Annotated in this window: 16 protein-coding genes; 6 read left to right on the top strand and 10 right to left on the bottom strand. The window is 36.9% G+C overall.

All coding sequences use genetic code 11. The annotated features are described in order from the left end of the window. Positions 1-328: 328 nt before the first annotated feature. A complete protein-coding gene (locus VB713_RS21995) occupies positions 329-859 on the bottom strand; it encodes a hypothetical protein (RefSeq protein WP_323313634.1) in 531 nt (176 codons plus the stop codon). Between the two features lie 50 nt (positions 860-909). Here VB713_RS21995 and VB713_RS21990 point away from each other — a divergent pair, with 50 nt between their 5' ends. The 3 genes from VB713_RS21990 (at position 910) to VB713_RS21980 (ending at position 8,723) form a co-directional block, all read left to right on the top strand. Beyond that, positions 910-7,425 (top strand): hypothetical protein, encoded by a 6,516-nt coding sequence (locus VB713_RS21990; RefSeq protein WP_323313633.1) that lies wholly within the window; start codon positions 910-912, stop codon positions 7,423-7,425. Between the two features lie 44 nt (positions 7,426-7,469). Continuing rightward, entirely contained in the window at positions 7,470-8,252 is a 783-nt protein-coding gene (locus VB713_RS21985) for a hypothetical protein (RefSeq protein WP_323313632.1), read from the top strand. A gap of 153 nt (positions 8,253-8,405) precedes the next feature. Next, complete coding sequence (locus tag VB713_RS21980; RefSeq protein WP_323313631.1) at positions 8,406-8,723, top strand: hypothetical protein; 318 nt, start codon at positions 8,406-8,408, stop codon at positions 8,721-8,723. Between the two features lie 173 nt (positions 8,724-8,896). On the opposite strand, the gene VB713_RS21975 is transcribed toward VB713_RS21980, so the two are convergent. From VB713_RS21975 to VB713_RS21960, 4 genes are all read right to left on the bottom strand, one after another. Continuing rightward, complete coding sequence (locus tag VB713_RS21975) at positions 8,897-9,496, bottom strand: hypothetical protein (RefSeq protein ID WP_323313630.1); 600 nt, start codon at positions 9,494-9,496, stop codon at positions 8,897-8,899. Between the two features lie 199 nt (positions 9,497-9,695). Next, positions 9,696-13,733, bottom strand: a complete 4,038-nt coding sequence (locus VB713_RS21970) for a PriCT-2 domain-containing protein (RefSeq protein WP_323313629.1) — start codon at positions 13,731-13,733, stop codon at positions 9,696-9,698. A gap of 534 nt (positions 13,734-14,267) precedes the next feature. Next, on the bottom strand, positions 14,268-14,987 hold the full coding sequence (locus tag VB713_RS21965) for a hypothetical protein (protein ID WP_323313628.1): 720 nt from the start codon (positions 14,985-14,987) through the stop codon (positions 14,268-14,270). Positions 14,988-15,159: 172 nt separating this feature from the next. Continuing rightward, positions 15,160-16,341, bottom strand: a complete 1,182-nt coding sequence (locus VB713_RS21960) for a hypothetical protein (protein WP_323313627.1) — start codon at positions 16,339-16,341, stop codon at positions 15,160-15,162. A gap of 563 nt (positions 16,342-16,904) precedes the next feature. Here VB713_RS21960 and VB713_RS21955 point away from each other — a divergent pair. Continuing rightward, positions 16,905-17,339 carry a helix-turn-helix transcriptional regulator gene (locus VB713_RS21955; RefSeq protein ID WP_323313661.1) on the top strand — a complete coding sequence of 145 codons (435 nt, stop codon included), beginning with the start codon at positions 16,905-16,907 and terminating at the stop codon, positions 17,337-17,339. Between the two features lie 553 nt (positions 17,340-17,892). Then, on the top strand, positions 17,893-18,588 hold the full coding sequence (locus tag VB713_RS21950) for a response regulator transcription factor (RefSeq protein WP_323313626.1): 696 nt from the start codon (positions 17,893-17,895) through the stop codon (positions 18,586-18,588). On the opposite strand, the gene VB713_RS21945 is transcribed toward VB713_RS21950, so the two are convergent. The 4 genes from VB713_RS21945 to VB713_RS21930 all read right to left on the bottom strand — a co-directional run bounded on the left by VB713_RS21945 (position 18,577) and on the right by VB713_RS21930 (position 22,355). Beyond that, entirely contained in the window at positions 18,577-19,230 is a 654-nt protein-coding gene (locus tag VB713_RS21945) for a DUF6753 family protein (RefSeq protein ID WP_323313625.1), read from the bottom strand. The two genes, VB713_RS21950 and VB713_RS21945, sit on opposite strands and share 12 nt — an antisense overlap. 641 nt (positions 19,231-19,871) lie before the next feature. Further along, positions 19,872-20,678, bottom strand: a complete 807-nt coding sequence (locus tag VB713_RS21940) for a hypothetical protein (RefSeq protein WP_323313624.1) — start codon at positions 20,676-20,678, stop codon at positions 19,872-19,874. Beyond that, entirely contained in the window at positions 20,650-21,462 is an 813-nt protein-coding gene (locus tag VB713_RS21935; RefSeq protein WP_416242472.1) for a chromosome partitioning protein ParA, read from the bottom strand. The genes VB713_RS21940 and VB713_RS21935 overlap by 29 nt, the downstream gene beginning before the upstream one ends. A 686-nt stretch (positions 21,463-22,148) precedes the next feature. Then, positions 22,149-22,355 (bottom strand): hypothetical protein, encoded by a 207-nt coding sequence (locus VB713_RS21930; RefSeq protein WP_323313622.1) that lies wholly within the window; start codon positions 22,353-22,355, stop codon positions 22,149-22,151. Positions 22,356-22,367: 12 nt separating this feature from the next. Here VB713_RS21930 and VB713_RS21925 point away from each other — a divergent pair, with 12 nt between their 5' ends. Continuing rightward, positions 22,368-22,508: a helix-turn-helix transcriptional regulator gene (locus VB713_RS21925; protein WP_323313660.1), complete on the top strand. Its 141-nt coding sequence runs from the start codon at positions 22,368-22,370 to the stop codon at positions 22,506-22,508. A gap of 107 nt (positions 22,509-22,615) precedes the next feature. On the opposite strand, the gene VB713_RS21920 is transcribed toward VB713_RS21925, so the two are convergent. Beyond that, complete coding sequence (locus VB713_RS21920; protein WP_416242471.1) at positions 22,616-25,765, bottom strand: helicase-related protein; 3,150 nt, start codon at positions 25,763-25,765, stop codon at positions 22,616-22,618. Between the last annotated feature and the right edge of the window lie 54 nt (positions 25,766-25,819).

Raw genomic sequence — 25,819 nt, 5'->3', positions numbered from 1 at the left:
GCTTCAGATTTATATCAAATGATATAAAACACCAAATAAAACCTACCTCCAATTATACTTTTTTTCAGTAGCACCATCACTGAAGTAACTTTTAGAATCTAATTTGAGGGAACTATTAGGGGTCTACCGATCCCTTTATGCAAAATCCAGTTTAAAATCCTTGAAAGCCTCGTCCTGTAAGGGTTTTATTCGGAATAATGGCACAAAATCCTATAAACCCAGCCCTGTAAAGGTTTCACCATAATCAATGGTTAATTACCATAAGGGGATCGGTAGAACCACTATTAGTAGTTATCTGTGATGTCTAAGTTACTAATTTCGCTTTGTTTCAATATCGTGTGTCTTGATCAAACGGCAGAGTATCAACATTCTCAAAATTACGCAAATCTATTTCCATCTGCTTCCTGCGTTGTAAATAGGTTTTGTTATCAGTAATTCTTGCTTGCATCTGCTGTTCACCAAAATTGATGCCCTGTTCAGCATATCGAGCAGACAATTTATTGTAATTGTCAACTTCAATTTTTTTACGACGTTCCATTTCTTCCAGCGATTGAACGCTAATACCAATACTATGAGCATATTTTACATACTCCGGTTTCAGTGAACCATCACCATTAAATTGCTGCTTCTCTTCTTCTGTGAAAAAGTCATAAGCAGTGTAATTTATCCAAGGTTCAGGCTCAGTTTCATCCAATTTTTTTAACTGATCATAATTTTTCTTCAATGTTATAGCGTGTTGCTCAATAAGATGGGAAAGCATACCATCATCAGTTAATTGCTGATAATACTCTTCTTTCAAACAACCGTCTTCATTTACTTTGTTTTTATTGATATTTAGCCAACGTTTTAATCTGGACATATTAAAACCTCATACAAATCAACTATCAATTAAAACTCAATTATAAACTCATGACTCTAGAATTTAAACATTTTGATACTAGACTAAAACAGTGGATTCATACAGATGGTAATCTCCAAAATGTCAATTCAATTTTAACTGAAAAATTAGATAATACACTTTTAGAGTTCTTTTTACCAGAAAGAGATTTTTCCTTCGGTCAAATGGATGAACATACCTTAGTAGAAGAATTGAAAAACCACCCAAATGGTCAGATATTACTATTGTCATCCAAAACTAGGCTACTATACGGTTCACCAGAATGTTTGGAAGTAATTGAAAAACTCTGTCCAGATCGTAAAGACCGTGGTGCTTACGGTTCTATTTTTCTAGGTTCGTGCAAAAATACCATCCACGGAAAGCTAAACATTTTAGTAGTAGATGATGCCACCGGAGAAAATGGAGGATTTCTTAAAAACGAAGATGCCTGGAAGTTAGTAGGTGATTGCTACGGACAGATTTCAACTGAGCTATACAACCAATTAAGTAACACAAACGAACGAAAAGATAAAAGTTATCGTGTAATACAGCACCGCTTTGGTTGGAAAGAAAGTGATGGAGAGAATACCAAATACAGATTTGGCAAAGGAACATTGCGTCCGCAGCATTTAGAGGAGCTTTCTTGGCGAAAAGATTTACCTAAAATCGACCTCATTATCCCCATATCTAGCTTCAAGGGAACAGATAAAGATAACCCATCTACACCAATTAAACCCCAAATTAAACCAGGTTTATATAATCAAACCATTTGGTTAGGTGAAAAATCACAGTCCCAAAAAGGTAAGACTGCCATTTCTCAACTACTGGCTTCTTTCCCCCAAGGTATCAAAGACTTTGCTGAAGAATTAGAAAAGCAAGCGCAAGAACTTGCAGAAATCCAGCAAGACCCCAGAAAAGTAGCACAGTTATATTGTGAAAAATATGAAAAACGCAAAGCTTTTATTGAACAGCAAAAAACTGAACAATTAGTAAATGAAACAGTAGAATTATCTACTGATGACCCTAAGATAGATGAAAATTTATATCCAGATGATTTACAAGAAGATAGTGAATCTGAACAAGATGACTTGTTAATGTACAAAATTATCAAAGCAGACTTACTTGGCCATAACCAACTGTTAGAAACTGAGAAAGTTAAACAAGAACTTACACGATTTGTACAAAATGAATGGCGGGATATTGCCCTTGGTCGTGTCCTTACCTTTGACCGGGGAATGATTATTCCCTCTAAAGAACTTAAAAATGGTGAGATTTGTGTGCCTTGGATAGCTGAGGGTGAAAAAATTCTCAACTTTCGCTCCCCCTTCCTCAATGCTAATGGTTTATGTGTTTCCATCAACAAACATATTGAAGATTACTTAGGACCAGATGGCAACCCCTTGGCAGGAATTATCGTAGTCAACGATGAAGACCACAAACGCATTCAAGCTAGGATTGAATCCCTAAAAGCACAAGGTATTGAAACCGAAGAATTAGACCCCATAGAAACCGAATCAGAACGTCAAGGTCGAGACTTTGATGGTGACTGTATTGGTGTGGAATTAGCCAGTAAATATCCTAATTTTACCGCCGAAGCTGAATACAGAAACTTGCCTGAAAATGCTTATGCTCCCACAGTCAAACTGAAAAAGCAATCTTTTTACAGAGAAGATGGTACACAACCTGAATTTGAAGAAATCGCTATTCATATGAGTGATGGTATCAGCGTTGGTATTATCAATAATCATGTGACAGCATTAGAAGCTTTAGAGTCAGAAATTGAAACTTTAATAACTTATGGGAATTCTCAACAACAAACGGAATATTTAGACCAAGTTGGTAGTCATTATAAAAAATTAGTCAATTTAGAAAATAATCAAAACCATCCTCAAGCCATACGGGAAGAATACAGGGAACAGATGCAGGAATTTCTCAAACTTGCATCTGTTCAAGATAGAAATTCTCAAGTGATAGAACAAGGAATGGCAATTAATCGCAATATGTACCGACAAATGATTGAAGCAGCTTGTTTCCAAAATCAAATTGCGGTGGATTTATTCAAAAGTGCCAAAAAACCTGATATGGAGGTAATAGCTGAAAACAAACGCTATCTTTATCGAGATGTTAATTATATTAAAGATAAAAAATCTTCATCTGCTTACTTAAAGGAAGGTATTAACACTACTGGTTATTCACCAGTCGAATTACTAATTAACCAAGTTAATAAATACTTTGAAACATCTGCTTTAGAATCACGTCCTATTATCCAATTCCAAGATTTATTTAAAGGTGTAGAATTTACTCCTCAACAAAAATTTCAGGCTATATTATCCAAACAGGAATTTGATGATAAATTCAATGTAGCTACCAGATTGAATAAACGTCGAGAAACTGAACAAGGACCTTATGCTGTTGTCAAAACCAGCAATGGTACAGAAATTACCATCACTAATCTTACTCGCTACGAACATCCAGGAATTTGGAAAGGTTCTACACTCAATATTCGTTTAGAAGAAATTCCAGAAAAATATCGGTCTTTGCAACGTCCCCATACTTTGTTAGCAATAGCACAAATTGATGGAGAAACAGAAAATGGAGAACCTAAATATTCAAAACTGGGAACAGTTAGTCAACAATCTGTAATTGACTATAAACTTAAACCAGGAATGATAACTCAGGGTGCAACATTAGTTGAACTGAAACCTGAACTGAGAGAAAGTCAAATCAAGTTACTGTTTCAAGAAGCTTATGCTGTTGCTGAAAATTTCTATAATTTAATTCCTGAAGACCAAAAATTACCAGCCGCAGCCGCAACATGGAATATATCAGCTTCCCGACAAGATGAATTAGAACAAGGAGATAATTCAAGTTTGAACTCTCGTAAGAAAGTTTCTAACTTTGTATTTGCAACTTTTGGTAAGGAAATAGTTAGCCAATTAGATCAGTTACAATTTTCACAACTCAAGGTATTAGGAATTGGTAAGGAAGGAGATAATTTTGTTGGTAGAGAATGGAATTTTCAAGAAAAATATTCGATAGAAATACAAGCAAGTCGCTATCCCCCAGGACATGAAAGGCATAATTCTAGATTGGTTTTTGTCAAAGACAATGATGAAAAATACAAAGAATTTGCTGTTTTGGAACAAAGAACAGGCCAATTAGCAATTGGTACTCAGGCACAAGCATATATTAAACCAGGTGAATCTTATACAGCTACGGCAACTATTAATTTACCATCACAACCACCAATCAACATTACTATCAGAGAAATTAGTAAATTTTCTCATGCAGGTAAGACTTTTAATGGTGAACCAGTTACACTCACTATTGGTCATGTACCCGTTCCTGTTGACACAGCTAAAATTAAATTGGCTGGTCAAACATTAGGAGAATTGGATGCTGATTCAATTCAAGAATTAAGAAAGATAAATAATTTATCTAATCGTAATCTACTACAACTTAAATTAAAATCTATTGGTGATAGTCAACATGAAGGTGGTTTTATTATTGCTGAATCACCTCATGGGAATTTGTTGAAAATTAATAAGATTAATGTTTATGATTTTAAAGGACAAGTTTTTACTGGAGAAGAATATAAAAGCGTTAGTTTAGAAGTACCAACCAGTAAAAATAGGGATGCTGTTTTTCTAAATGGAGAATTATTAGGAGTTCTCCACTACAAAAAAGATAAGGAAGCACTACAAAATTTGGGAGTGCTTAAACATGGTCAACAAGGTTCTGTAAATTGTACATTACAAAGTAATTTTTCTCACACTTTTATTAATATTGAACCCAGCACATTACAATATCCCCAAATTTGGACAAAGGAATCTCAAGCTTTTCAAGATAATTCCCAACCAACTACGGTAACAAAGCAAGAGGTGATGGTTGAAAAAAGTGGACTATTGCTGGAGAAGATCAAAGAACGTCCGACAATATTGTTTACTAGTCAGGAAGATAAGGTACTGGGATTAATAGGAATAGCAGTGGATAACCACAAAACAGAATTAGTTCAGAATTGGTTTAAATCTAAAAATATTGAGTTTAATGTTTTATCACCACAAGATGTACCACTAGAAACGAAAAAAGGTCTTTCTGTAATTTACTTGGTTAGTAGTACAATTCCATCTGATGACTTTGATGCTTTAAAGGCAAAGTTTGGAGAACCATTAAGTGCTGACGGAAAAAATAGTGCTTACAGTCAAAGTCTTAATTCCCTTCCCAATAGACCACATATAATAGGGGAAAAACTCGATAAAGTTCAGGAATTAGCTACAACTACAATACCTGTTATAGTTACACCCAATTTATCAAATAACAATCCACCGCAGCAAACAATTGTAGTTCCTGAAAATCTGCAACCTATATCCGCAGTAGCTGAGGTATTACCTGCTAATAATAACATTGTCTCCAAACCGGAAGAGAAGGATGTTGTGATTTCGGGTAAACCTGTGCAAATGGTGTTTCCTCTGAAAATGCACGGTGAACCCAACGCTTTACCTGTCAGCACTACTATTGATGCTATGCGCGGATATGGTAGATGCCATACAACCAGGACTTATGAACCGTACAAAGCTTATGGGTTTAAAGAGGGGGATATTGCGATCGCAATATCTACTTCCCAACAAGTTGCCTTTCGAGTAGGTAAACAATACTGCATCACCCCAGAAATGATTACAGATCCAGCATATCAGCAACAGTGGGCAGCAATGGAAAAACACAGCAGTCGAGAACTGTCCGCTTTTAGGGATAAACCTGAAGTGTGGGGACTGCATACAGAACCGCTGGGAGATTATGTCAACGGAAAAATTGTGCCTTTCCCCAGTCCAAACCTTGAACAGTCATCAATTACACCCGCTATACCACCACCTTTATCTACAGCCATACCTCTGGCATCTGTTATCACCTCTCCAGTGAATATCGGTTCGAGAAGTTCTGACCCTCTAGGTGCGGCTATGACTAATCCTACTGTTAAAGCCAAGGAGTTAGGCAAAATCCAAGGGGATTACCCTGTATCTTTCCGTGATAACGCCGCAGTAACCGCAGGTAAGTATGGACCGGAAACTTACACCCAAGATAAACCTGCTGGAGTTCCTTTTATCTCTGCTGAACAAGCTTACCAACACTACAAAACTACAGTACCTTTGGGAGAACCACGAATACAGTTAATGGCAGAAATCATTCAAGCTAAGTTAGAACAACACCCCAAGTTGTTTGCAGCTATAACCCAAAGGGGAGGTGTGGAATGGCTGGAAAACTGTACTCACTATGTCACCTCCAGCAGAGATAACTACTGGGAAGGGAAGGGTAAAGAATCTCCGTTTATCCGCGCTTTGATTGAGGGATATTCTAGGGTGTTGGAAAATTCTCAGACTATTCAAGCATCCTCAGAATTGATACCGAAGGATTCTGTACCAAAAACTATTAATTTATCCACACCTCAACCTCAAGATTCTGTCCAAGAAATTGCTACTTCTCCTAAAACTTCCAACCCACTTGCTAATCTCCAACCCCTGAATGCAGCTGTAGCAACGCATATGCAAAAGGATGTCGCAATGGCTGAAGTAGCGACTCAATTCATTGGTATATCTGCTGCACCACCTGAAACAGCTTCTAGCACCCGCAATTATCAACAAGCTTGGGGGGAAAAGGCAAATACAGGTGTGTACTCAGCCAATGACACAATTATGGTTTCAGGTTCTGGTCCTTGGAGGGGTGTTACTCAACAACAAATTTTGGAAACTTTTAATAAACATTATGTACCATTAATTGATCAAGCGATCGCTTCCAAAAGTTCTTTTGTAGTGGGTAATGCTGCTGGTACTGACCAACTGGTAAAACAATATTTAGAGACACAGGGATATAAGCTAGAAGCTGTCAATAATGGGTACACACGCGCAGTCAAGCTAGAACAAGATACTACGCTTACTAACCAACAACCACAATCGGCTTCAGAAGTATCTTCCCCAGTACCTACACAGCCATCATCTGTGATGTCATCTCATGGGCTAAAGTTGCCTAACTCTACACCCATTTCCTCACCTAACCTTGTTCAAAAAGAGGTAGTTGCTGATAAAACTATTCATGATCAAGAAACAACATTAGAAAAATTAAGAACTTGGTATTTGACTGCACAAAATTTGGGTAAGTCAGCAGAATATATTCAGCGAATTGCAGAGGTTGGTAATCAATTTAAATCAGGTACAGGATTAACAGAAAAAGCAGTCTTAGCAATGAATAATGATTTGCAAGAATTACATTCTATCAATCGAATCACACAAATTGCTCAACGAATGGGGGATGTATTTGGCATTCCTCAAGAGAATGGAGAAGTTATAGTTCAAGGTAAAGAATATTTGATTTCAATCAAGAACTCTCATAAAGATTTAACGATTATAAAAAAAGATGGAAGTGTTTTACTGGATATTAAATTAGGACAAATTAATCAGAGTCAAATATCGGCTGAAGTTATTGATGTATTTGAGGAAATAAACAATAATATTAATCAATCTTTGGCATCAGTCAAAAATCAGTATCTTCAAGTTTAATATTTAATCAACTTAGTCTTTATTCCATTCGTTAGCATAAATTTATGACAACTAATCCTTTAACTATACTCACTGAAGAATCAACTAAAATATCACCCGATATTTCCCCTGCTAAAACTGCTTATATGTTAAGCCAACTTCTCGAATATGTTGATTCTAATGAATTAGAATCAATTCCGGTAACAGAATCTGTAAACCTTGAAGAACAAAGCGATGCTATTAAAACACTGGCATCTATTATTGCTAGTCTCAATTCTGGAAGGACTATGGAAGAATCTGTTATAATAGCATTTGAACCAGAGAATATCCAGGTACAAAATCCAGAATTTATTCCTGAATTACCAGTTATATTGGCAGATGATTTAACTGTGAATACAATAGAAAAAGAGAAAAACAATCTCGATCAAATTAATCATGATTCAGTTATAGTTTTGGTAGATGAACAGGAAGAAAACCAAGCAGAAATGTATGAGGAAGACATTATGCTATATGTTATTCCTTTGATGATAGCAAGGTTAATGAGCGAAGGAAGTTTAGTAGAAGATAGTGAAGATGGAGAGATTAGGGTTTATCAATCAGATGAATTTACTGCTTCACTACAAATTACAGCGACAGAGGAGCAAATTTTAATCCTGAAAAGAAAACAACATTTATATTCTGAAACGGAAGTTGCTTTAAATGCTGTTAGAAAAACAAATTATGCTCAGTTTCAAGTTACTACAAATCAATTAACAGAGGCAGAGATAGAAAAATTTAAACTGATAGCGTTAATGGAGTATAATCAAAGTAATCAATTACTTAAAAAGGAACAAGAGTTAGGAGAGTGATAGAATTTTTTTATAAAAATATGGTTGATTCCTGGATATAGAGACGTTACATATGACTCCTATGTGATTTTTGAACATTTTTTTTTATGCCAGGAACTTTAAACGTCTTTTAAAAAGTAAAATAAAAATGTAGAGTTGGGAGATTGTCAAATTATGCAAATCACAATTGATTTACCAGATAATTTAACAGATAAAATCCAGGATAAATTAGAGGATTTATCCCAAAAAGTTCTCAATACATTAGCTATAGAAGCTTTTTTGGAAGGATTTATTAATTTTAATGAATTTAGACAGATGGTAGGTTTTCAGGATGATACAGCTTTTAAAGCTTTTTTATCTGCAAGTCTTCCCGTTCATTCTTTAGGATTATTGACTTTGATGGAAAGTTGTGCAGATATAGATTTTAGAATTAATGAACAAGGGATTTTGGAAGAAATTAATAATGATGGCTCTACCTTTCCCTTTATGTAAAACAAAATTTATTGTAGCGACTGTCTTGATTGTCAAGTGATAATCCAGACAGTCGCTACAATAATTAAATTAATATTCTTTTCTATAAGAGGGAGCGGTAGAACCAATAATTTTACAAAAATAATATTGTTATTGAAACCAAAGATATTATCTTGAATGTATTTAAATAATTTTCACCCCTGAATTCCTTGACACAAAATACCCAAAATCTTGTTTAATTCCTTAATGTAATAGTTATTTAAATCAATAAATACATCAGTTCCTTCCAACTTCAAAAACTTCCAAATATCTCCGGTAGTAACAGCACCATAAATAGTTTTAATTTCATTACCTTCCTGCTCATTAAACAATTGTGCTGCTAACATTGCTGCCATACATTGTCCTAGTCCACCTTTAATGTTTTCGTTCTTTGCTTCTACAATAATCATTACAGGTGCGTTAATTGTTAACTGTTCCTTAGAACGACTGATTACAAAATCACAATAACCATTTAAACCTTTTTCAACATCAACATTAAAATCGCTTCCTGAAAATAAACTAATCTGAGAATTAGCCCTACGTCTTACCTCTAATAAAATAGGCGTAATAATCATTTCAGAACGGGCTTTTTCAGTATTAATTGCTAATGCCAATTCCGTAGTTTCTTCTAAACTATTTTTTAGTTGTTCACTTATTTGGATAGGTTCAATATTAGCAAATAAATCCATTTCTTCATCAATATGAATATGGAAATTCTTTTTAAATTTACTCAATGTAAAATCACTATAAGCCATTTGTATTACCTTATTATTTTCGATTCTACCGTACTAGTATGCTATTTCGGTCACTTGTAAAAGCTCATTATGCTGCAATATACTTTTTCTTTTCATAACAAAAAGAAATTGCTCCTACTCCTGAAAAAAGCAGCAAGCTATATCGCAATACTATATTGCTTTGCCCCAACTAGAAAAAATCAGCTTTTTGAGTTTACACTCAATATTCAGGTTCTACTTTAGCTAAGTACAAAATCAAATTGCGCTTAACCTCATCATGAACCTCCTTCGGCAAAACAGATATCAAACAATCCACTAAAAAGGCTTTAATTTCCATCGTAGCTGCATTTACAGCCTGAGAAAACCCTTGCCAGCCAAGATATTCACTAAACATGATCAGGTGTTCAATCACGAAATCCGCTGATTCATAACCAGCTTCCCTATCGTGCTGCAACAGAGGTAAATACTCATCAATAAACCACTGCTGTTCCTTAGTCAAAACCTCTGAAGAATTATTACTAACCCTATATAAAGAATTATATAGGAGTAGTAATAATTTTCTAAAGCTATTCCACCCCCCAAAATATTTCTTAGCAACCTGACTTAACCATGATTGAGAAATACCAGCAGCTTTAGCTAATACGCCCTGACGAACCTTCTGCCAATCTGTCACCCCTTCTGCTACCAGCAACTTGAAACCTGTTAATATGCCCTTACGTGTTTGTTGGATTTCAGTTCCTGCTCCTGGACAAATATCAAAAGCATCAGACTTAATAAACCTAGCATTAGGGTAGTAATCCGCTAAATAGGATAAATCTTTGTCACTAACCACATAATAAGTTACCGCCTCCGTCCTGCGGTTAGATCTAGTCCTACCTGCACATTGAACAACTTCAGTCTGAACCAAAAAGTTAATTACATCTTGAAAAGCCTTATTTTCTTTACTAACATTTTTGTCTCCTGTTAAAGTTATATAAACTTGCCCAGACGCTCCAATATCCTGATAAGGAGTGCCAAAACTGCAAACAGCTTGCTTATCTTGATAAGCATTACTGCCGCGATTATCAGCAAACCAGTGTCCATCACCCTTGTTTTTATGTGCTAAGTGGTCTATGTAAGCAATATTGCCATCATGACGCTGATTTAATTCTTCACGCAATGCTGCAATTCGTTCCTTTAATTTGTTACCTCGGTCTTTATTCAGTAACCCAAAGCCCGTAATTTGGTGAATAGTCAGGTTGCTATAATCTGGTGGGATTTCCGAAATCACCAGTATTTCCTCTGGATTAATCCCCAACTGCATAGCCACATTGTCACGGTTAGCAGTAGCGTCCATCAAGAAAACAAAGTCAAAAGCTTTGAGAACATCAACTTGACGGCTATTTTTAGTAGCAATAATTAAATGTTTGTTCTTAACTCGTAAAGCCCCTGGTTCAATGCCTCCGATAACTTCTAGAAGGGGAATTAACCATCTCACGGGTAAACTGTCGATATTCCTGTAAGTCTCTTGAGCAGCTTGTTTATTGAGGTGACTACGGATAAACTTCAAGGTTTTTCTGCTGAAAGAATTGCGATCGCATTTATCAACCCCATCCAATGTAATACTATCAGCCTGTTGTACCAATTCCTCTATATCTGGAGCAATAGTTTCCAGTTCAGCAATAATTTCCGGTAAATCTGTGGGAATTGCCCCCAATAAAGCTCTAATTAACTCATCATTGTACCCATGATATGTTTCCTCAACAGGGGGAATTTCACCAGTCAACAGTACCCGGATTGGTAGAACTAAACTTCTAATTTTGTCATACACTGTGGGTAATTTGGTTTGCACCTCCATCATTGAGGAGTCAAAATCTCGTAAACTAACTTTAATAAAGTCAACTGGTTGTAGTTGTCTAGAAGCTTCATCAACAAAAGCACTTGCCTTCATGGCAGTAATATCTGTAGCTTGGGGTAAGGAGTTGATATTGGCACGAATCCGCTTAGATGCTAGTGCATCCCTTCTATCACGTCGGAAGGTAGCACCATTGACTTTCGGGAGGACATTACCAGCAGCATCTCTGCCCGCACAATTAGCCCTGAGTTTACAACCATTGCAGATAGGATTGAGGCTTGCTTCTGCGGATGTTTCTTTTTTGTATCCTTTGCTTGCTAGGGCATTAAAAAAATCTGTGAGAGGACAAGTTCCCTCAATATTGGGTTCTTCCCCCGGTTGAGGCCAGTGTATTTGTGGGTTGCCCAATGGTGTGAGTTTGTTACCATCTGCTACTAATCCGTTGTGGCGTACTGGTAAGTCTGTCCACTGTTCAATGGTTGCTACCGTAGGATTACGGTGTTCATTACTAAGGTAGAAAAGTGTATTGACTCCCAACTGTTCTGGCATAAATTCACCCACAGTGTGAGATTTACCAGCACCTGCGTGTGATAAATCTAAGATGAATTTTTTACCTGATTTAGCTGCATTTAGGTAAGTCTGGGTGCGATTCTTCGGTTCAAACCAGATATCAACATCTAGGTTGTTGTTTGGTAAAAGTATTGTTGGTTTTGGTTGGTAAACTACGTTACCTATAAACTGTTTGGCTTTATTAGTAGCAGTGATTAAGGTGTGGATAAATTCTTCAAAGTCTCTCTTTATACCGTATTTAGCAAGCCATTCTTCTTTGCTGATTGTGGGATCTGTTACAGTGCGGTGTAGATTATTACTGGAGTGTTTTCTGCGGTAATCTTCAAATATTTCCCTATGATAACTGTTTAACTCTTCTTGTTGGTAATCTGGGAATACAGCATTTTGGTAATTGTTTAATTCTTCTTTTCGGTAATCACTGAATCTCTTTATTTGGTATTTGTTATACTCGTCATCCTGGTAATTACTATTAAAAGTTGTACCTTCAACTTTTGGAAATTTAAACCCATATTGTTTAGCAATGTGAAATAGTGTCCCAATGGAAATACCAGAACGACCGCGAAAACTCTTAATTTTTGCTCGAATATTCCAAGTTGTTCCTTTGATTGATGGACTCCACTGTTCTCCGATAATTTCCGCATCTACATGTCCATAATGAGAATTGAGTGCCATTAATACCTGTAAGCACTCATGATAATTATTGCTACCAGGACTACGGGAAGGAATGTAAGCTAAAGCTTGTTGAATTAGCTGATCAATATCCCAGTTGTTAGCTTCTGCACGTTCTTGAAATTGTATCCGACGGGTTGTAATTTCTGCTAACCGTTTCTCGTATTCAATTTTTTCTTGGTAAGCGGTGGTGACAGCTTCATCTATCCAAGATTGGGGTAATGTGACATGAGGTTGAATTAAGGGGAATGTGGCTTGAGTATTGCCATAAAACACCCGTGAAGCATCTTTACAAGCTGGGTCATGGGGCAGGTGCTTCATTAAGTAGCGTGTTAGCACTTCTACTGTATCTGCACCTTGAACATATTCAGGTAGTACGAAGATTAAGCGGAATTTGTGCCAGTTTGGTTGATGGCTGGCTGTGGTGTAGATTAAAGCGCAATATTGTTTGATGAATGGGTGTTCTTGTGCTTCGTCTAAGTTTAGCTGATGTTGGTAGATTTTTTTTGCTTGTCTACCATCTGATTTTTCAATGACATTACCGTTAATATCTACCCAAGCTCGATTAATCTTGATTGGTCTACCATTTTCATCTAATGGATTGCCATTTTCATCTGTCCATGTTTGTGTGTTGTCAATATCTAGTAGTAACCATTGAGAACCAATAACATGAGATTTACTCCGCCATTGACCACCTAGTAAACCAGCACATAAGGCGTGTCCTGCTCCTACGTGTCTCATCACATCCCAAATTGTGCCTATTCTGTCTTGGAAGTTGGCTGCTAGTTTCCGAAAATCCCAGTTTTTATCTTTACCAGTGGCGTTAAACGCGAATCTGATTTTGTTGTTCTGGATTGGCTCTGGTTCTAACCGTGGTGTAAATTGAGGCTGTTCAACGAAGAGGCAGGGGGCAGGGGGCAGGGGGCAGCGAGAAATGACTCTTTCCTCCTGCGGTAAAGCGGAGCGGAATATGGGTTTGAGTCCCCCACTTCTACAAACTGGTTCTCGTCCAGGTGGGGTAGTCCCTGAGCTTTGTCGAAGTGTTGAATCCCCATCCCCATCCGTTGCGCCAGCTTCCCGCAGGGTACTGTCCTTCCTGCTCCCTGCTCCCTGCACAAGAGCCCCCTGCTTCTTTTCTTCAGGCTGCTGTGGTTCTGACGCGTCGTTAAATTGCTGTTGAGACATGATAGCCAATCCTCCAGTAAGTGTGTTGGAGGAATTGGAGCAATCCCGTGTTAGTAATCTTTTACACACATACTCAGGAAGATAAGAAGATAAAATTCCTGAATTGCTTTTTTACTAGGATTTACGCAGGGGTACAAACAATATGGGTTTGAAATTGTTTACCTACTTATTTACGCTTTCTTTGCTTCTCCTGTTGGAGACGGTGCGTGTTAGCGGAGCTTGTGTTAGCGGCACACTATGCTAACGGTTTAGCGTTAAGAGTTGCTCCGCGTAGCTTGAGCTTGCTTTCCCAAAGGGGTACACCGAAGGCATTGTAATTGCGTAAATCCTAATTTTTTTGTAAAATCAGTGTTCTTCTGGTTTTACATCTCAATTTTTTGAGATAAGATTACTAACAGGGATATAAACATTAGGCTTCGATACCCAATACCCCTGCTCCAATTCCAATGTCCAATTCCATGACGGAATTTATTTTGAAAACCTCGTTGTCCTAACTGGACGTGGGGTTTTCGCCTTTTCAATCTATTTAATTTATTAGCACGTAGCTAACCAAGATTTGACAAACTCAGTTACTTCCTCCTCTTGAATAACAAACATAGTGCCTTTTCTTCTGAGAGCCAGAGTTTTCATGCTTCCCACTTCAGTATAAAGATGTTCTTTGAGATTTGAAGCTTTTTTAGTAGGATGCCATAAGACCAAAACTTTTGCAGTACGTATTTTTGTGGCCTCCCTTGAAGACATTCCAAATAAGTCTCTCTTCTTGTTGAGCCACTTTTCGTAATCTGCTAACTCAAGCAATGGACAAGGTTTCCAGGTTGTTAAACCACCCTTATTTTTCTTGCGGACTTGGATAATTTCTCTAATTTCGTTGTAGACTACTTCTCTGTCTCCCAATGATCTAATGGAGATAAACAAGTGAGTTTTACGTGGAAACCTGATAAACAAGTCAATAGGGTTCTTATCCTCAATTTGCAGGACTGGAAAGACTTGTATTCCTTGGTCTTTAAATTCCTCCAACAGTACAGTTGTTAGTTTTTCCAGTCGGGCAATCTTTTCCACCCTAACTAACGGTTTGTAAGCCAAGCCGAAAAGCAACCAGCCGGCGGGGGTGATTGTACCTGTAGCAATTGCTGAATCACTAGCTGCTAGAGCAATAGTGGAATCAACGTTTTTTGCTTCCCTAAGTCCCTCTAAAGCTGCTTCGTTGTGCGGCGGAAGTTGAAAATCGGTAGGTGGGTCTTTCACGGTCAACATTACAACATTAAAAATTAGTGGTGTGAAAATAGCACTTCCTTTACAAATCCTAATGCCTGACACGGCATTTTGAACTAATAGTGATCAAGAAAGGCAGGAGGCAGGAGGGAATACTGATTTCTGCCCTATTTATCTTGCTTGGAAATCTTGTTTAGCTTTTAAGTCCTGTATATCAGGCAACTTCTGAAACTGTAATATCTATAAAATTTTGGTGAATATCTCTATTTTGAGGAGCATTCTTTTTGTAAATTGCCTCTTCCACAAGTTTTGCTACCCATTCTATGACTGCTAAATCTGACTTTTTAGCAGCATCTTGTATTAATGGTTGTAAGTGTGCTGGCAGTTGTAAGGTGAGGTTGAAAGTTTCTCGTAACGGGACTAAATTATTTCTGACTTCAGATGATTCTCCAAAGCGGTAAGTCCAGTATTCACATTCTGCACCTCGTTGGTTGCCGTCTTTCTCAACAAAACTTAACTTACCCAGGCGATCGCAATAAAAACTTTGGTGATCATCTTTGATCAACTCTTGACTAGAATGACGGCAATTCCAGCAACTACGGTTTAATGATTGCTCAGAATTATCAGTTGATTGCTGTTGTTGTTCAAAAGAATGCTTTTGCCTAGATTTATTTGCTGAGTTCTCTCGGTGGTACTCTCTTGCTACTTGGGCAACATGAGCAGCTGTGACTTTACTATTGGGGGCTGTAGAAACTGCTTTAGCCCAAGCTTCGCGTTGTTTTTCTGGGGGTAGTGTTACTAAGGGTCTGATTTGGCGTTCGTTCGTAGGCAGAATTTGATTTTGTGATCCACGGGTCACATTTACAAAACTTTGTGATCCACAAGTTTCAGGATTTTGTGATCCATGGATCACATTTACAAAACTTTGTGATTCACGGGTCACATTTTCATAAACCAATGCAGCTTGTATCAAGCGATAAGCAGACCGTCGGGACATTTCCCAACGGTTAAGGCAATATTCATCAAAGGTTTTGTAACTTTGCCGATAAAGCTGTTTATCTCGAATTTGACTCAAAGATTGTCCGATGTCCCAAAAAGCTCTGAAACCCTTTTCAATTCTGCCCTCCAAAGTACCTAATTCTAGTGCTATGGCTGATTCCTCCTCCACACCGGAGCGTTTTACACTAGGCAAGTGATCAGTTTCATTGGGCTGATGTTCCATATCCGATAGGTTTTGACTATCAGCCTGATTTTTTTCAGAGCTAGTCTCCAACCCCATTGGATCACTATCTTGGATAAAAGTAAGATTTTGTGTATCCAAAAAGACGGTAGAATTAGAGGATGACCTTATTTGGTTCTCTGTTCCATTAACAGAAGCTCGATTGAAGTCCGTCATATACGTCATAACTTTGCTTTGGGAGTGATGACACCTTGTTCCTTGACGGATGCTTTCTAAAGTACATTTTGTAACTTTTGCACCCTGCAACAATTATACTTGCATAATGCAGGGAGTAGCTGCATAGTTACTTATTATTTCTTAATAATTTAATTCCGATGTGATCCAAAATCTTTGTTTCATGAGCTTGTTGTCAGCACTTTTTTGATTATTTTCATCAAACTCTTGTAAAGGAAAGAGATTTAGTCTTAAATTAGTGAATAAAATGAGTAAGCAAGTCTTATCCACTTTGAGCCTTGCTAAACTCTTGTGCCAAGATAAGCAGACTGTTGGTGAATGGATCACAAAAATCTAAAAGCTTTATGCGGCGGTTAGAATTGTGGATTTAATAAGGTGTCAAACTTTGTTTGAGGTTTCTTGTCATACACCAAAACAATAACCGAGAATTACAGGTTATTTAATCCAAGCTCCTTACTGTAAACCAAATTCAGCGATTAGACATCAATTATTTGAATCCGCCAATAAAATCAGATAAATACAAAGTGGGATAAAAAGTAAATTTTATAACTGGTAGAACCAGGTTTTCTACTATGCAAGAACGTCAAAAACGATTAGCTCAGTTAATTGAACACTTATTAGAAGAAGGCTGGACTCAAAAAAAGTTAGCTGAAAGAATAGGTGTTGATGCCACAACTGTATATCGGTGGTTAAAAGCGAAAGTTGTCCCTGAAGCTGACTCTAAAAATTTCTTTCGTCTGGCAAGAGTCAGTGGTGGAGATAGCGAATTGCTGCAACAGTATTTGGATGGTCATATATCTTTATTTAGCTACCGTGAATGTTGCGAAAATAGTTCATTGAATTATGCAAAAAAATTAAAAAATCGTCCTGTTGAGGATATTAAGAAGGAAGTCTTGGCACAAATTACTCTGCTCGAACCAGCAGATATTTTGGATGTAATATCTAAAAGTGCGGACTTTTTAGCAGCAAAAACAGCATGAACAAAAAACAAACAGGCTATGGATAATAAATATATTACACCTAGTTTTTTCAATTGTTCCCCTATCAAAAGGTATAAAAAAGTATACAATTGAGATTGTATAGATATAATCCTTAGTCTGCTACGGGTTCAAAATTTTAGTTATGTATGTTTTAATACAAATTGGGCAGAATATCCATACACAATAGATAAGACTAGTTGTTTTAAGTGTGATTCAGATCACTGTTAAAAATAAATTATTGAATAATTATTAGAAGATTAAATTTGCCATCTCCTAAACTGGCAAATATAGCTGTTCTCATTTGGATGCAAGATATGGTAGGGCATGGCATAAATAAGATTTCTGTTTCTTTCGATGTCATATCCTTGCTTCAATTTTGTATTAGACATCTCCAGAAATTAGGTTTTCTCCTAGACAGGACAAGGGTTTCACATTCTTTTTCGGAGATGTCTGTTGTATCCAATTGAACTCCATCATCAGTTACCATTTTTCAAGATCATCACTAATAATTTTGAAAAATCAGATAATCCAACCTAAATAGGAGGTAAATCAGATGATCAAAACAGTTATTATCGATGACCATGATCTGACTCGGTATGGTATTAGAATGTTACTCTCGGAAGAAGAGAGTATCGAGATTTGTGCGGAAGCCGAAACAGCATCAGAAGGGCTAAAACTAATAGAAACTTATGCTCCACACATAGCTCTTGTTAATTTGCATCTTCCAGATAATAGTGGTCTTGAAGTTGTAAAACAGATTAAACAAGTATCACCAATCACTAAAATAGTGATATTCAATGCTCAATCTACGGAAATCTTTGTCAAAGAAGCTTTTGCAGCAGGGGCAGATTCATATTGTACGAGGATGATAGCTAAAGAAAAGTTAGCAGAAGCTATTTATGTGACACACAAAGGAGAAAATTGGTTAGATTCTGCGGTCGCTAAAATATTAATTCAAAATTTGCAACCTCAACCAGTAGTCGTTACTCCCAGTCTGAAAATGAAGCGAGTTTTCCGGCGATATTCGCTTAGTTCTAGGGAATTGGAGATTTTGCAGATGATTGCTATTGGTGATAGAAACAATCAAATTGCCAACAAACTTTTTTTAAGTGTGGGTACTGTGAGGTCTCATGTCCATCGCATTTTAACTAAACTCGATTGTCAAAATCGCGCTCAAGCTGCTACGAAAGCAATTGTAGAGGGACTGATAGATAGTCCAGAAACAAATCAAATCAGTTTAACGGCTTGATTTTGATTTTTGATTTAATTGGTCTAGATAACGTTGTCGCTCGTCATTATTCACAACCCAAATCATACATCTGCCTTTCAATTGAGCTTTTTTGGCTCGACAAACACTCAGGTCAAAATCGTTCCATTTCATAATTTGACGAGCAAATTCTCCGTCTTTTGACTTAGCCCAATTTAAAGTTTCTTGTTCTTCTAGAGTTAAGTGAACTGCTTCTGTTGTCCCTCTACCTCTCCAAATAAAAAATATATTACTAGCCAGCATAACAACACCAACCACACCAGATAATACCAGGGCAGTGGCTATTAAGGGACTGAAGACGGATCTAGATTTTTTTTGCTCGGTTTTACTCAACAAGGTTGATGCTGCTTTGGCAATAGCACTTTTTTGTTGAACAATGGCTACACTTGATGCTTTATCAAGTTTGTCATCTATTTCTGTTGTCCAACCCTCGACTACAGTATTAAGTTTACCGGGAATGTCTTCCATTAAGACCTCAAATTTACCCAGAGAACTCAATATCAAAAACAATGGGTCTTTAGGATTGATACCAGAACGTCTCACCACATCGAGAACTTTCTGTTTAAAATGATCTGATTGTCCTGCTAATGTTGTATCTAAAGAAGCTTCTACAGAGGTGTTCATAAGTTCATGTGCCTTTTTTGAGTTTCTTGGTAGAGATGATAGAGTAATCAAACCTGATTCCTATATGTCAGTTTTTGATTGTACTGAAATTTTCTAACATGATTTCATTCTGGGGTGTAACTAAAAAGTAAGAATTCAGGAGTTAGAAACTAGAACTTTTGAAAAGTAAAAAGTCATTAATATAGATAAGTTGGTTTTTTCAAAACAAATAAAAGATAACTGTAATATCAATTTTGTGTGACGTTGCACAAAATGGGAAATCCATTAATTCATTCATCTTTATCTGCGTACCCTGCGGGAAGCAAGCTATATCGGCGGACAATTCTTCTTGAAATCTTATTAACCCTCTTCCATTACTCTGGGAATCACAAAAATAATTTCCTAATTCTCAAATCCTGATGTGATAAAGGTTTGAATATTTTATTAATAACAAAATATAGTGAACATTTTGTAATATTAATAAATTGCCAAAACCCTTGTTAAATAAAGAGTTCAAATTTGGCATTACTTAGAGTCATGTAAGAGGGTTATATGCAGCTTCATATTAATCTGATACAAATCCTAAAATCTTCCTAAATTATGATTTTCTACGCATAAACTTATTCCCTCTTATTTCTGATTTTGAAGATTTACAACAAAGTTTAAAAATCGCTATTTAATTGATTTTGTAAATCCACCGCTGATGTAATGTTTAATAAACCCAATAATTCTCCAATATGTTGATTATTCTTAATTTGCTCACTAAATTCTTCCATCCAGTTAAAGATACGAGAACGGTTCATAAAATCCATTTCAGAATTTTGGATGGCATAGTTATAAGGTGAATCCAGAGATTCTAATAATTCATAAGTATCTCTCCATAACTTACCCAAATATAATTCATTGTTTCCACTTGCTTGGATACCCTGTTGGATATCAGAACCATCATAGTAAGGAAAATCGTCACCAAAATACAGATTTTTGATAATGATGTAGTCTGCTTTATTTCCATAACAATTAAAAAACTCTTGTAGATAATCTGTACAATCTCTCCGATAAGAAATTGGATGTACAAAGGTCATACGATAACCTAATTGAGCAATTGCATCCCACAGCATTACTTCTTCGGCAAATTGTCGGAATTCTTCAAAACTTTGTCCGGGTAAGTCACTCAGAGCTACTTGCACATCAGAAAAACTCTCTAAATCAATTAATAATTGGTCTGCACCACCTTGTGTTAAGGGCAATTGAGCAATAGGTAATAATAGCTGATAAGCATATAACTTATTGCGATTACCACTGTAATAAACTCTGAGATTTAGTTGTGATTCTAGATAAATCTCTATCAACAAACGTGCTGTTGTTGACTTACCTATTCTAGCATCACCAACTGTCATTACCAGTCGTTTAGGATTGGGGATAATTCCTGGATTATTTGGGTTATGCGGCTTGATCTGTGATGACTGCATTTTCTTTTATCCCCAATAACTCATTAGCATTCAATACGCTTTGCTCAAATTCTTTCAACCAAGCTGAAACACGAGATTTGATGACAATGTTGGCTTGTTTATCTTCTAGAACTTCGCTAAAAGTCAAGTTTTTTTCATCTATATAGTCATAGGGCTTGAAAAACAAATCTGGCATTTTAATTTCTACCGCACCATCTGCCAAAAGTGTGGTGCGAGTATCAGAACTGTCGTATCGTTCAAATTTATCAGCTTCACCGTGGAACAGATTTTTCACAACTACATAATCAACGCGATCGCCACAGTATTTGTGAAGAATTCGTAATATATTCACTGAGTCTTTTACCCTTGATAGTACACTTACCATTGTGACTTTGTATCCTAAGCCTTTGACAGCATCAAATACACCTAAGTCTTTCTCAAAATTCTCAAAAAATAGACCTGACTGGGCGGGTAAATCTACTAATACCAATGGGGGAAGTTCTTTTTCTAAGTCTATTAGTAAGTCATCTGCACCACCTCTTGTAAAAATATCAAGTAACTTGACTCCAGGTATTACTGAGTTATAGTGTCTGTACAATTGGGCATTGCGATGATCTGAGTCATAAGCCAAATATTTTAACTGTTTGTTGATATATAAATGTAGTAATCCTCTTGCAAATGTGGATTTACCTACACCTCCTTTATCTCCGGTGATAATTACTATTCTTCTTGTTTGCTCACTTGCTTCTAACTGTTTATTTTCTGTAATTTCTTCACTTGCTGGTATCTGTTCATTTTCATTCACGGTGATTTTCTTCCTTTTTCTAGTCATAAATTAAGCAATGATTTGCTTCAATTTTTAAGATATTCTGGTAATGAAAGAGATAAACTGCAAACTGCCTTTTATCTGAGTGAAGTTATGATTAACTACTGTTGAATTCAATTTTCAATTTAATGAAATGTGTCAGTTTTATTTTTACAGGTTATCTCCCTATCTAAAAACTATCATTTGATGTAAAACAGTAGGCTTTTTGATGTATTTTGGTTAATTATTCCTAAATTCAGTTCCCACCCCACTCTCCTCCAACTGAACCCAATTGAGCGGTTGTGGGAGTTACTTAAAAGTAAACTTCAATGGGAAAATTGCTCCACCCTTACCCAACTCCGTCAAAAGTAAACTGAAGTTTTGGAAACTATCACCCCAGAAAAGATTTTCTCTCTTACCTCTTATGATTTCATTTTGCAAGCTTTATTTAGCGCAGCTTCATAAAGAATTGGTATTAGATAAATTTGCATAAAATTTGCGTTAATTTCTTTGATTTAAGGGATGAAAAACGAGCATTAAAAACTTGGCTGCTTGGAACAGAAGTCTAAGAACGAAATATGCGCTGAAAAGTGCTTGGGTTAGCACTACCCAATTAAAACAACAACAATAAGCTCTCCACAATCTGCGTTGCTTTGAAGGGGAATTATGAAGAAGTTAAGTTTATATTATCCTTTTGAATCTATAGAGCCATTATTGATCTTCATCTCCTGAACCAAAGTTTTTAATTGTAAAAATTGTTCGACAATTTCTGTTTGGTTTGAATTTATCTCGTTTGTATTGGTAATCAAATTGACAATATTCGTTAATTCAGCTTGTTGTTTATGGTTAACAGCTTTGAGTTGTGCAACTTCTTGTTCTCTACTGAAAACCACTTCATTTAATCGCTGCTAACTCCTACTGCTGTTAGGGGATTGTGTGATAACTCTGCAAAGCGTTATGATGTTGATACTTTAGCAGTTCTGTGTGATTTTTTCGGCTGTGGAATGGGTGAATTGTTTGAGGTGATTCCCAAAGAGTGGCAATAGCGAATAAAGTAGCATTTCCAAACTTTATTTTCGCTATTCGCTACAGCTAGATCACTGTAAAGAAGCTGTTTAATGGCTTAACCGCTTTGCATTACCTGTTGAGTCTGTTAGTTAGATAGGAAAGACTGTAAAAACTCAGCAAACAAAGGTTCTCCAAAATTCATTAATCTCAGAGAAGGCATTTCATCAAACACATCTGGGTAAAAAGTGATCTGGTATTCCTTACCTTTATAGGTAAGTAACCAAGTCTTTTCCCCGTTTGGCTCAAAAATCACCCCAGCAGATTTTAAAATTGTTGATGTGGTAAATAAATGCTCAATGCTTTCTGGTGTAAAAGGAGTGGGTGGAATAGGTTTTTGAATTTCTGCCAAATCAGCATCCAAATCCATTGTCACCATTGCTTCAATTCCTGGACGTAGAGGTGCGTCTAATACCGAGTCAAACTCAGACATCAACACATCCTCTTCTTCTGGATCTGCACTCATCGCAGCTTGTTCAATGAATGTGGGAACTTTAGCTAAAATGGGTTGGAGATTACCAACAACTGTAGCAAAGGCGTTAATGCGATCGCGCAATTTTCTATAAACTTTTGCTTCTACAGTACCATCATAATAAAAATTGTGGATGCGGACAGTTTCATATCTTTGCCCAATTCTGTCAATTCTCCCTATCCGTTGTTCCACGCGCATGGGATTCCAGGGCATATCATAGTTGATCAGGACACCACAATTTTGCAAGTTTAGCCCTTCTGACGCAGATTCCGTACAAAGCAGAATTTTGATTTCATCTTGGCGGAATTTACGTTTAATTTCTTCTTTGGGAACTATACGCCAAGTAGGTTCACTGTTGACTGTTGGCTGTTGACTGTAAACTGATGACTGTTGGTTATCTGTGAACCGTGAACTGTTAACCGTCAACGGTGAACTGTCAACTGTCAACAATTCACCACCACGTCCAGAATAACAAGCCACTTGACTACCATACAATTGTTTTAAAGCATCCCGCAGATAGTCCATTGTGTCTGTGTACTGGGTAAAGACAATGGCACTTTCTCTTTGGCTTAATTCTTGGCGTAAAATCTGAATAAAGTGGGAAAGCTTGGTGTCTTCTCCGGTATTTTCAAATTGGCGCAGTAAATCCTCTAAATATTGAATTTCTTGCGGATCTACCTCTTCAAAGAAGGATTCCATCCCCGAAATTACTGCATCATTAGCTTCATCAATGTCTGCATAATCATCTTCAGTGATGAAACTTCCTTGTTTAGTTAATAAACAATCTAAACCACGTTGTAAAGATGCCTTGATAGCGTAAAAGGAACTGGTTAAACGTTTCCGGTACAGTGTCATCAAAAATCCCCGACAAGTGCGCTGATCCTTTTGCGCTAATCTGTAGAAGTGACGCACATAATCACTCACAGCAATATACAGGGGAACTTCTCTTTGTGGTTCTAAAGAAATGGCGTTATCCTGCACATCTCGTTTAGGGATATCTCGTGACAGTAATCCTCGTTTATAATATTGTCTCAATGTATCGCGGGTATGGCGAAACATCAAATCTTTGAGGGGAGTATTCACTGTCAGATATTGGCGTGAGGTGTTGAGAAAGTCTTCATCTGCCAATAATTGTTTGTGATTAGAGATTTTTTTCCCGCGTTGCCATACATCTTGCATTTTATAGGCAAGAATCCTGTCTTGTTGGTTTAAGAATTGCTGTAATCTAGAGCAAGCTTGTCCCCCACGTTGAAAATAGTCACTGGACATAACTTGCCAAAAATTAAGTATTTCTGGTTTGACACTACTTGGTAATGATTCAAAATAATTACAGAAGTTATCGCCATAACTCCAATGTCCCTGCATTCCTAGTAAATTTAATAAATCAAAAACTTCTATAGCGTCAATTTGCATAGGAGTAGCAGAGAGAAGAATCAAAGCTTTAGTTTTCTCCTTTAACTGCTGCATTAACTCTAGTAAGCGATTTGGTGTTTCTTTCCTATTTTGAGGACTTTTACGCCTAGCGTGGTGTGCTTCGTCTAATATCACTAAATCCCAAGGTTCTGCTGTTAGTAGTTGCTGCATTCTCTCTGTTCTCCGCACTAAATGGGAAGAAGCGAGAATTAAATCTTGGCTATTCCAGGGATTATTTAATGCTTGAATGTTAATTGATTGTTGATTGTTGGAAGTCCCTGATTGATGATTGTTGATAGTTAACTGTTGATGGTATGTTTCAGTTAAAAATGGAGAAAGAACAGTGAACGAATTTTGATTGTAACTCCAAAAATGCAGATTGAATTTTTCTCTCAGTTCTTCTTGCCATTGTGGTTGGACACTAGCAGGGGCAAGGATGAGTACCCGTTTAATTTTGTTAGCTAACAGGAGATAACGCAGAATTAGTCCTGTTTCAATGGTTTTCCCTAAACCAACTTCATCAGCTATAAGAAAGCTTTGGGGGAAGGTTTCTGCTACCCGACGCAATATTTTAATTTGGTGTGGCCAGGGTTTAATAGGAATTGATTTTAAACAAAAGTCTAAACATCCTGGATGTTGATGAATATGCGCTAGTAGAGTAAATGCTTGTTTTTCTTGTTCGTTGATGACTGTTAATTGTTGACTGTTGGTTGTTGACTGTTCGTTGTTGACTGTATTTTTTCGGTTATCTGTGAACTGTGAACCGTCAACTGTTAACGGTGAACTGTCAGCATTTTTTATTGGTCGAGAATCAAATTCAAGTTGAGGATTCCAGGTAGGTTTAGAAGTTGGGGCATAGTGTAACAGCTTTTGTTGCACTGCTTCTGGAATTTCAAATACGCGCACGTTGGGGGATAAGTCATACCAAAGTTGTTCAAATCTGGAAACTTCTTCTTCAACTCTGTCTAATTCTCTTCCTCCTTCCCAGGAACAATAAACATGAAAGGATTCGACGTTTTTCTCCCATCCAGCAATAGATTCGTTATTAGAACCATTAAATGCTAGTTTATCACCATTGCTATCTGTAAAGATGCCGACTTTTTCATGAAAAATATGCTGTGGATCTAGTTGTTGGGTACTATCTTCTGGAAGTCCATTTTCTTGGAGAGGAATGGCAATTTTGATGTCGAGATATTGATTTTGAATTAACCAACTAAGAATTTCTAAATGTTTGAGTTGGACAAAGTTTTCGGGTGGTGTTAAGTCGGCATCTAAACGGGTGAGTAAAGCATCCCGTAATGCGTATCCTTGTTCTATTGCTTGCAAGTCTTGGGGACTAAATTGGCATCCCATCCTTAACGGGTGACAAGGGGGTTGAAGATGAGATGTGGCAATAATTTGAGAAAA

Origin of the sequence: Anabaena cylindrica UHCC 0172, assembly GCF_034931625.1 — a bacterium.
In the GTDB taxonomy this organism is placed as follows: domain Bacteria; phylum Cyanobacteriota; class Cyanobacteriia; order Cyanobacteriales; family Nostocaceae; genus Anabaena; species Anabaena cylindrica_A.
Note: the sequence above shows the minus strand (reverse complement) of the source record. Positions and strands in the feature narration are given on the sequence as shown.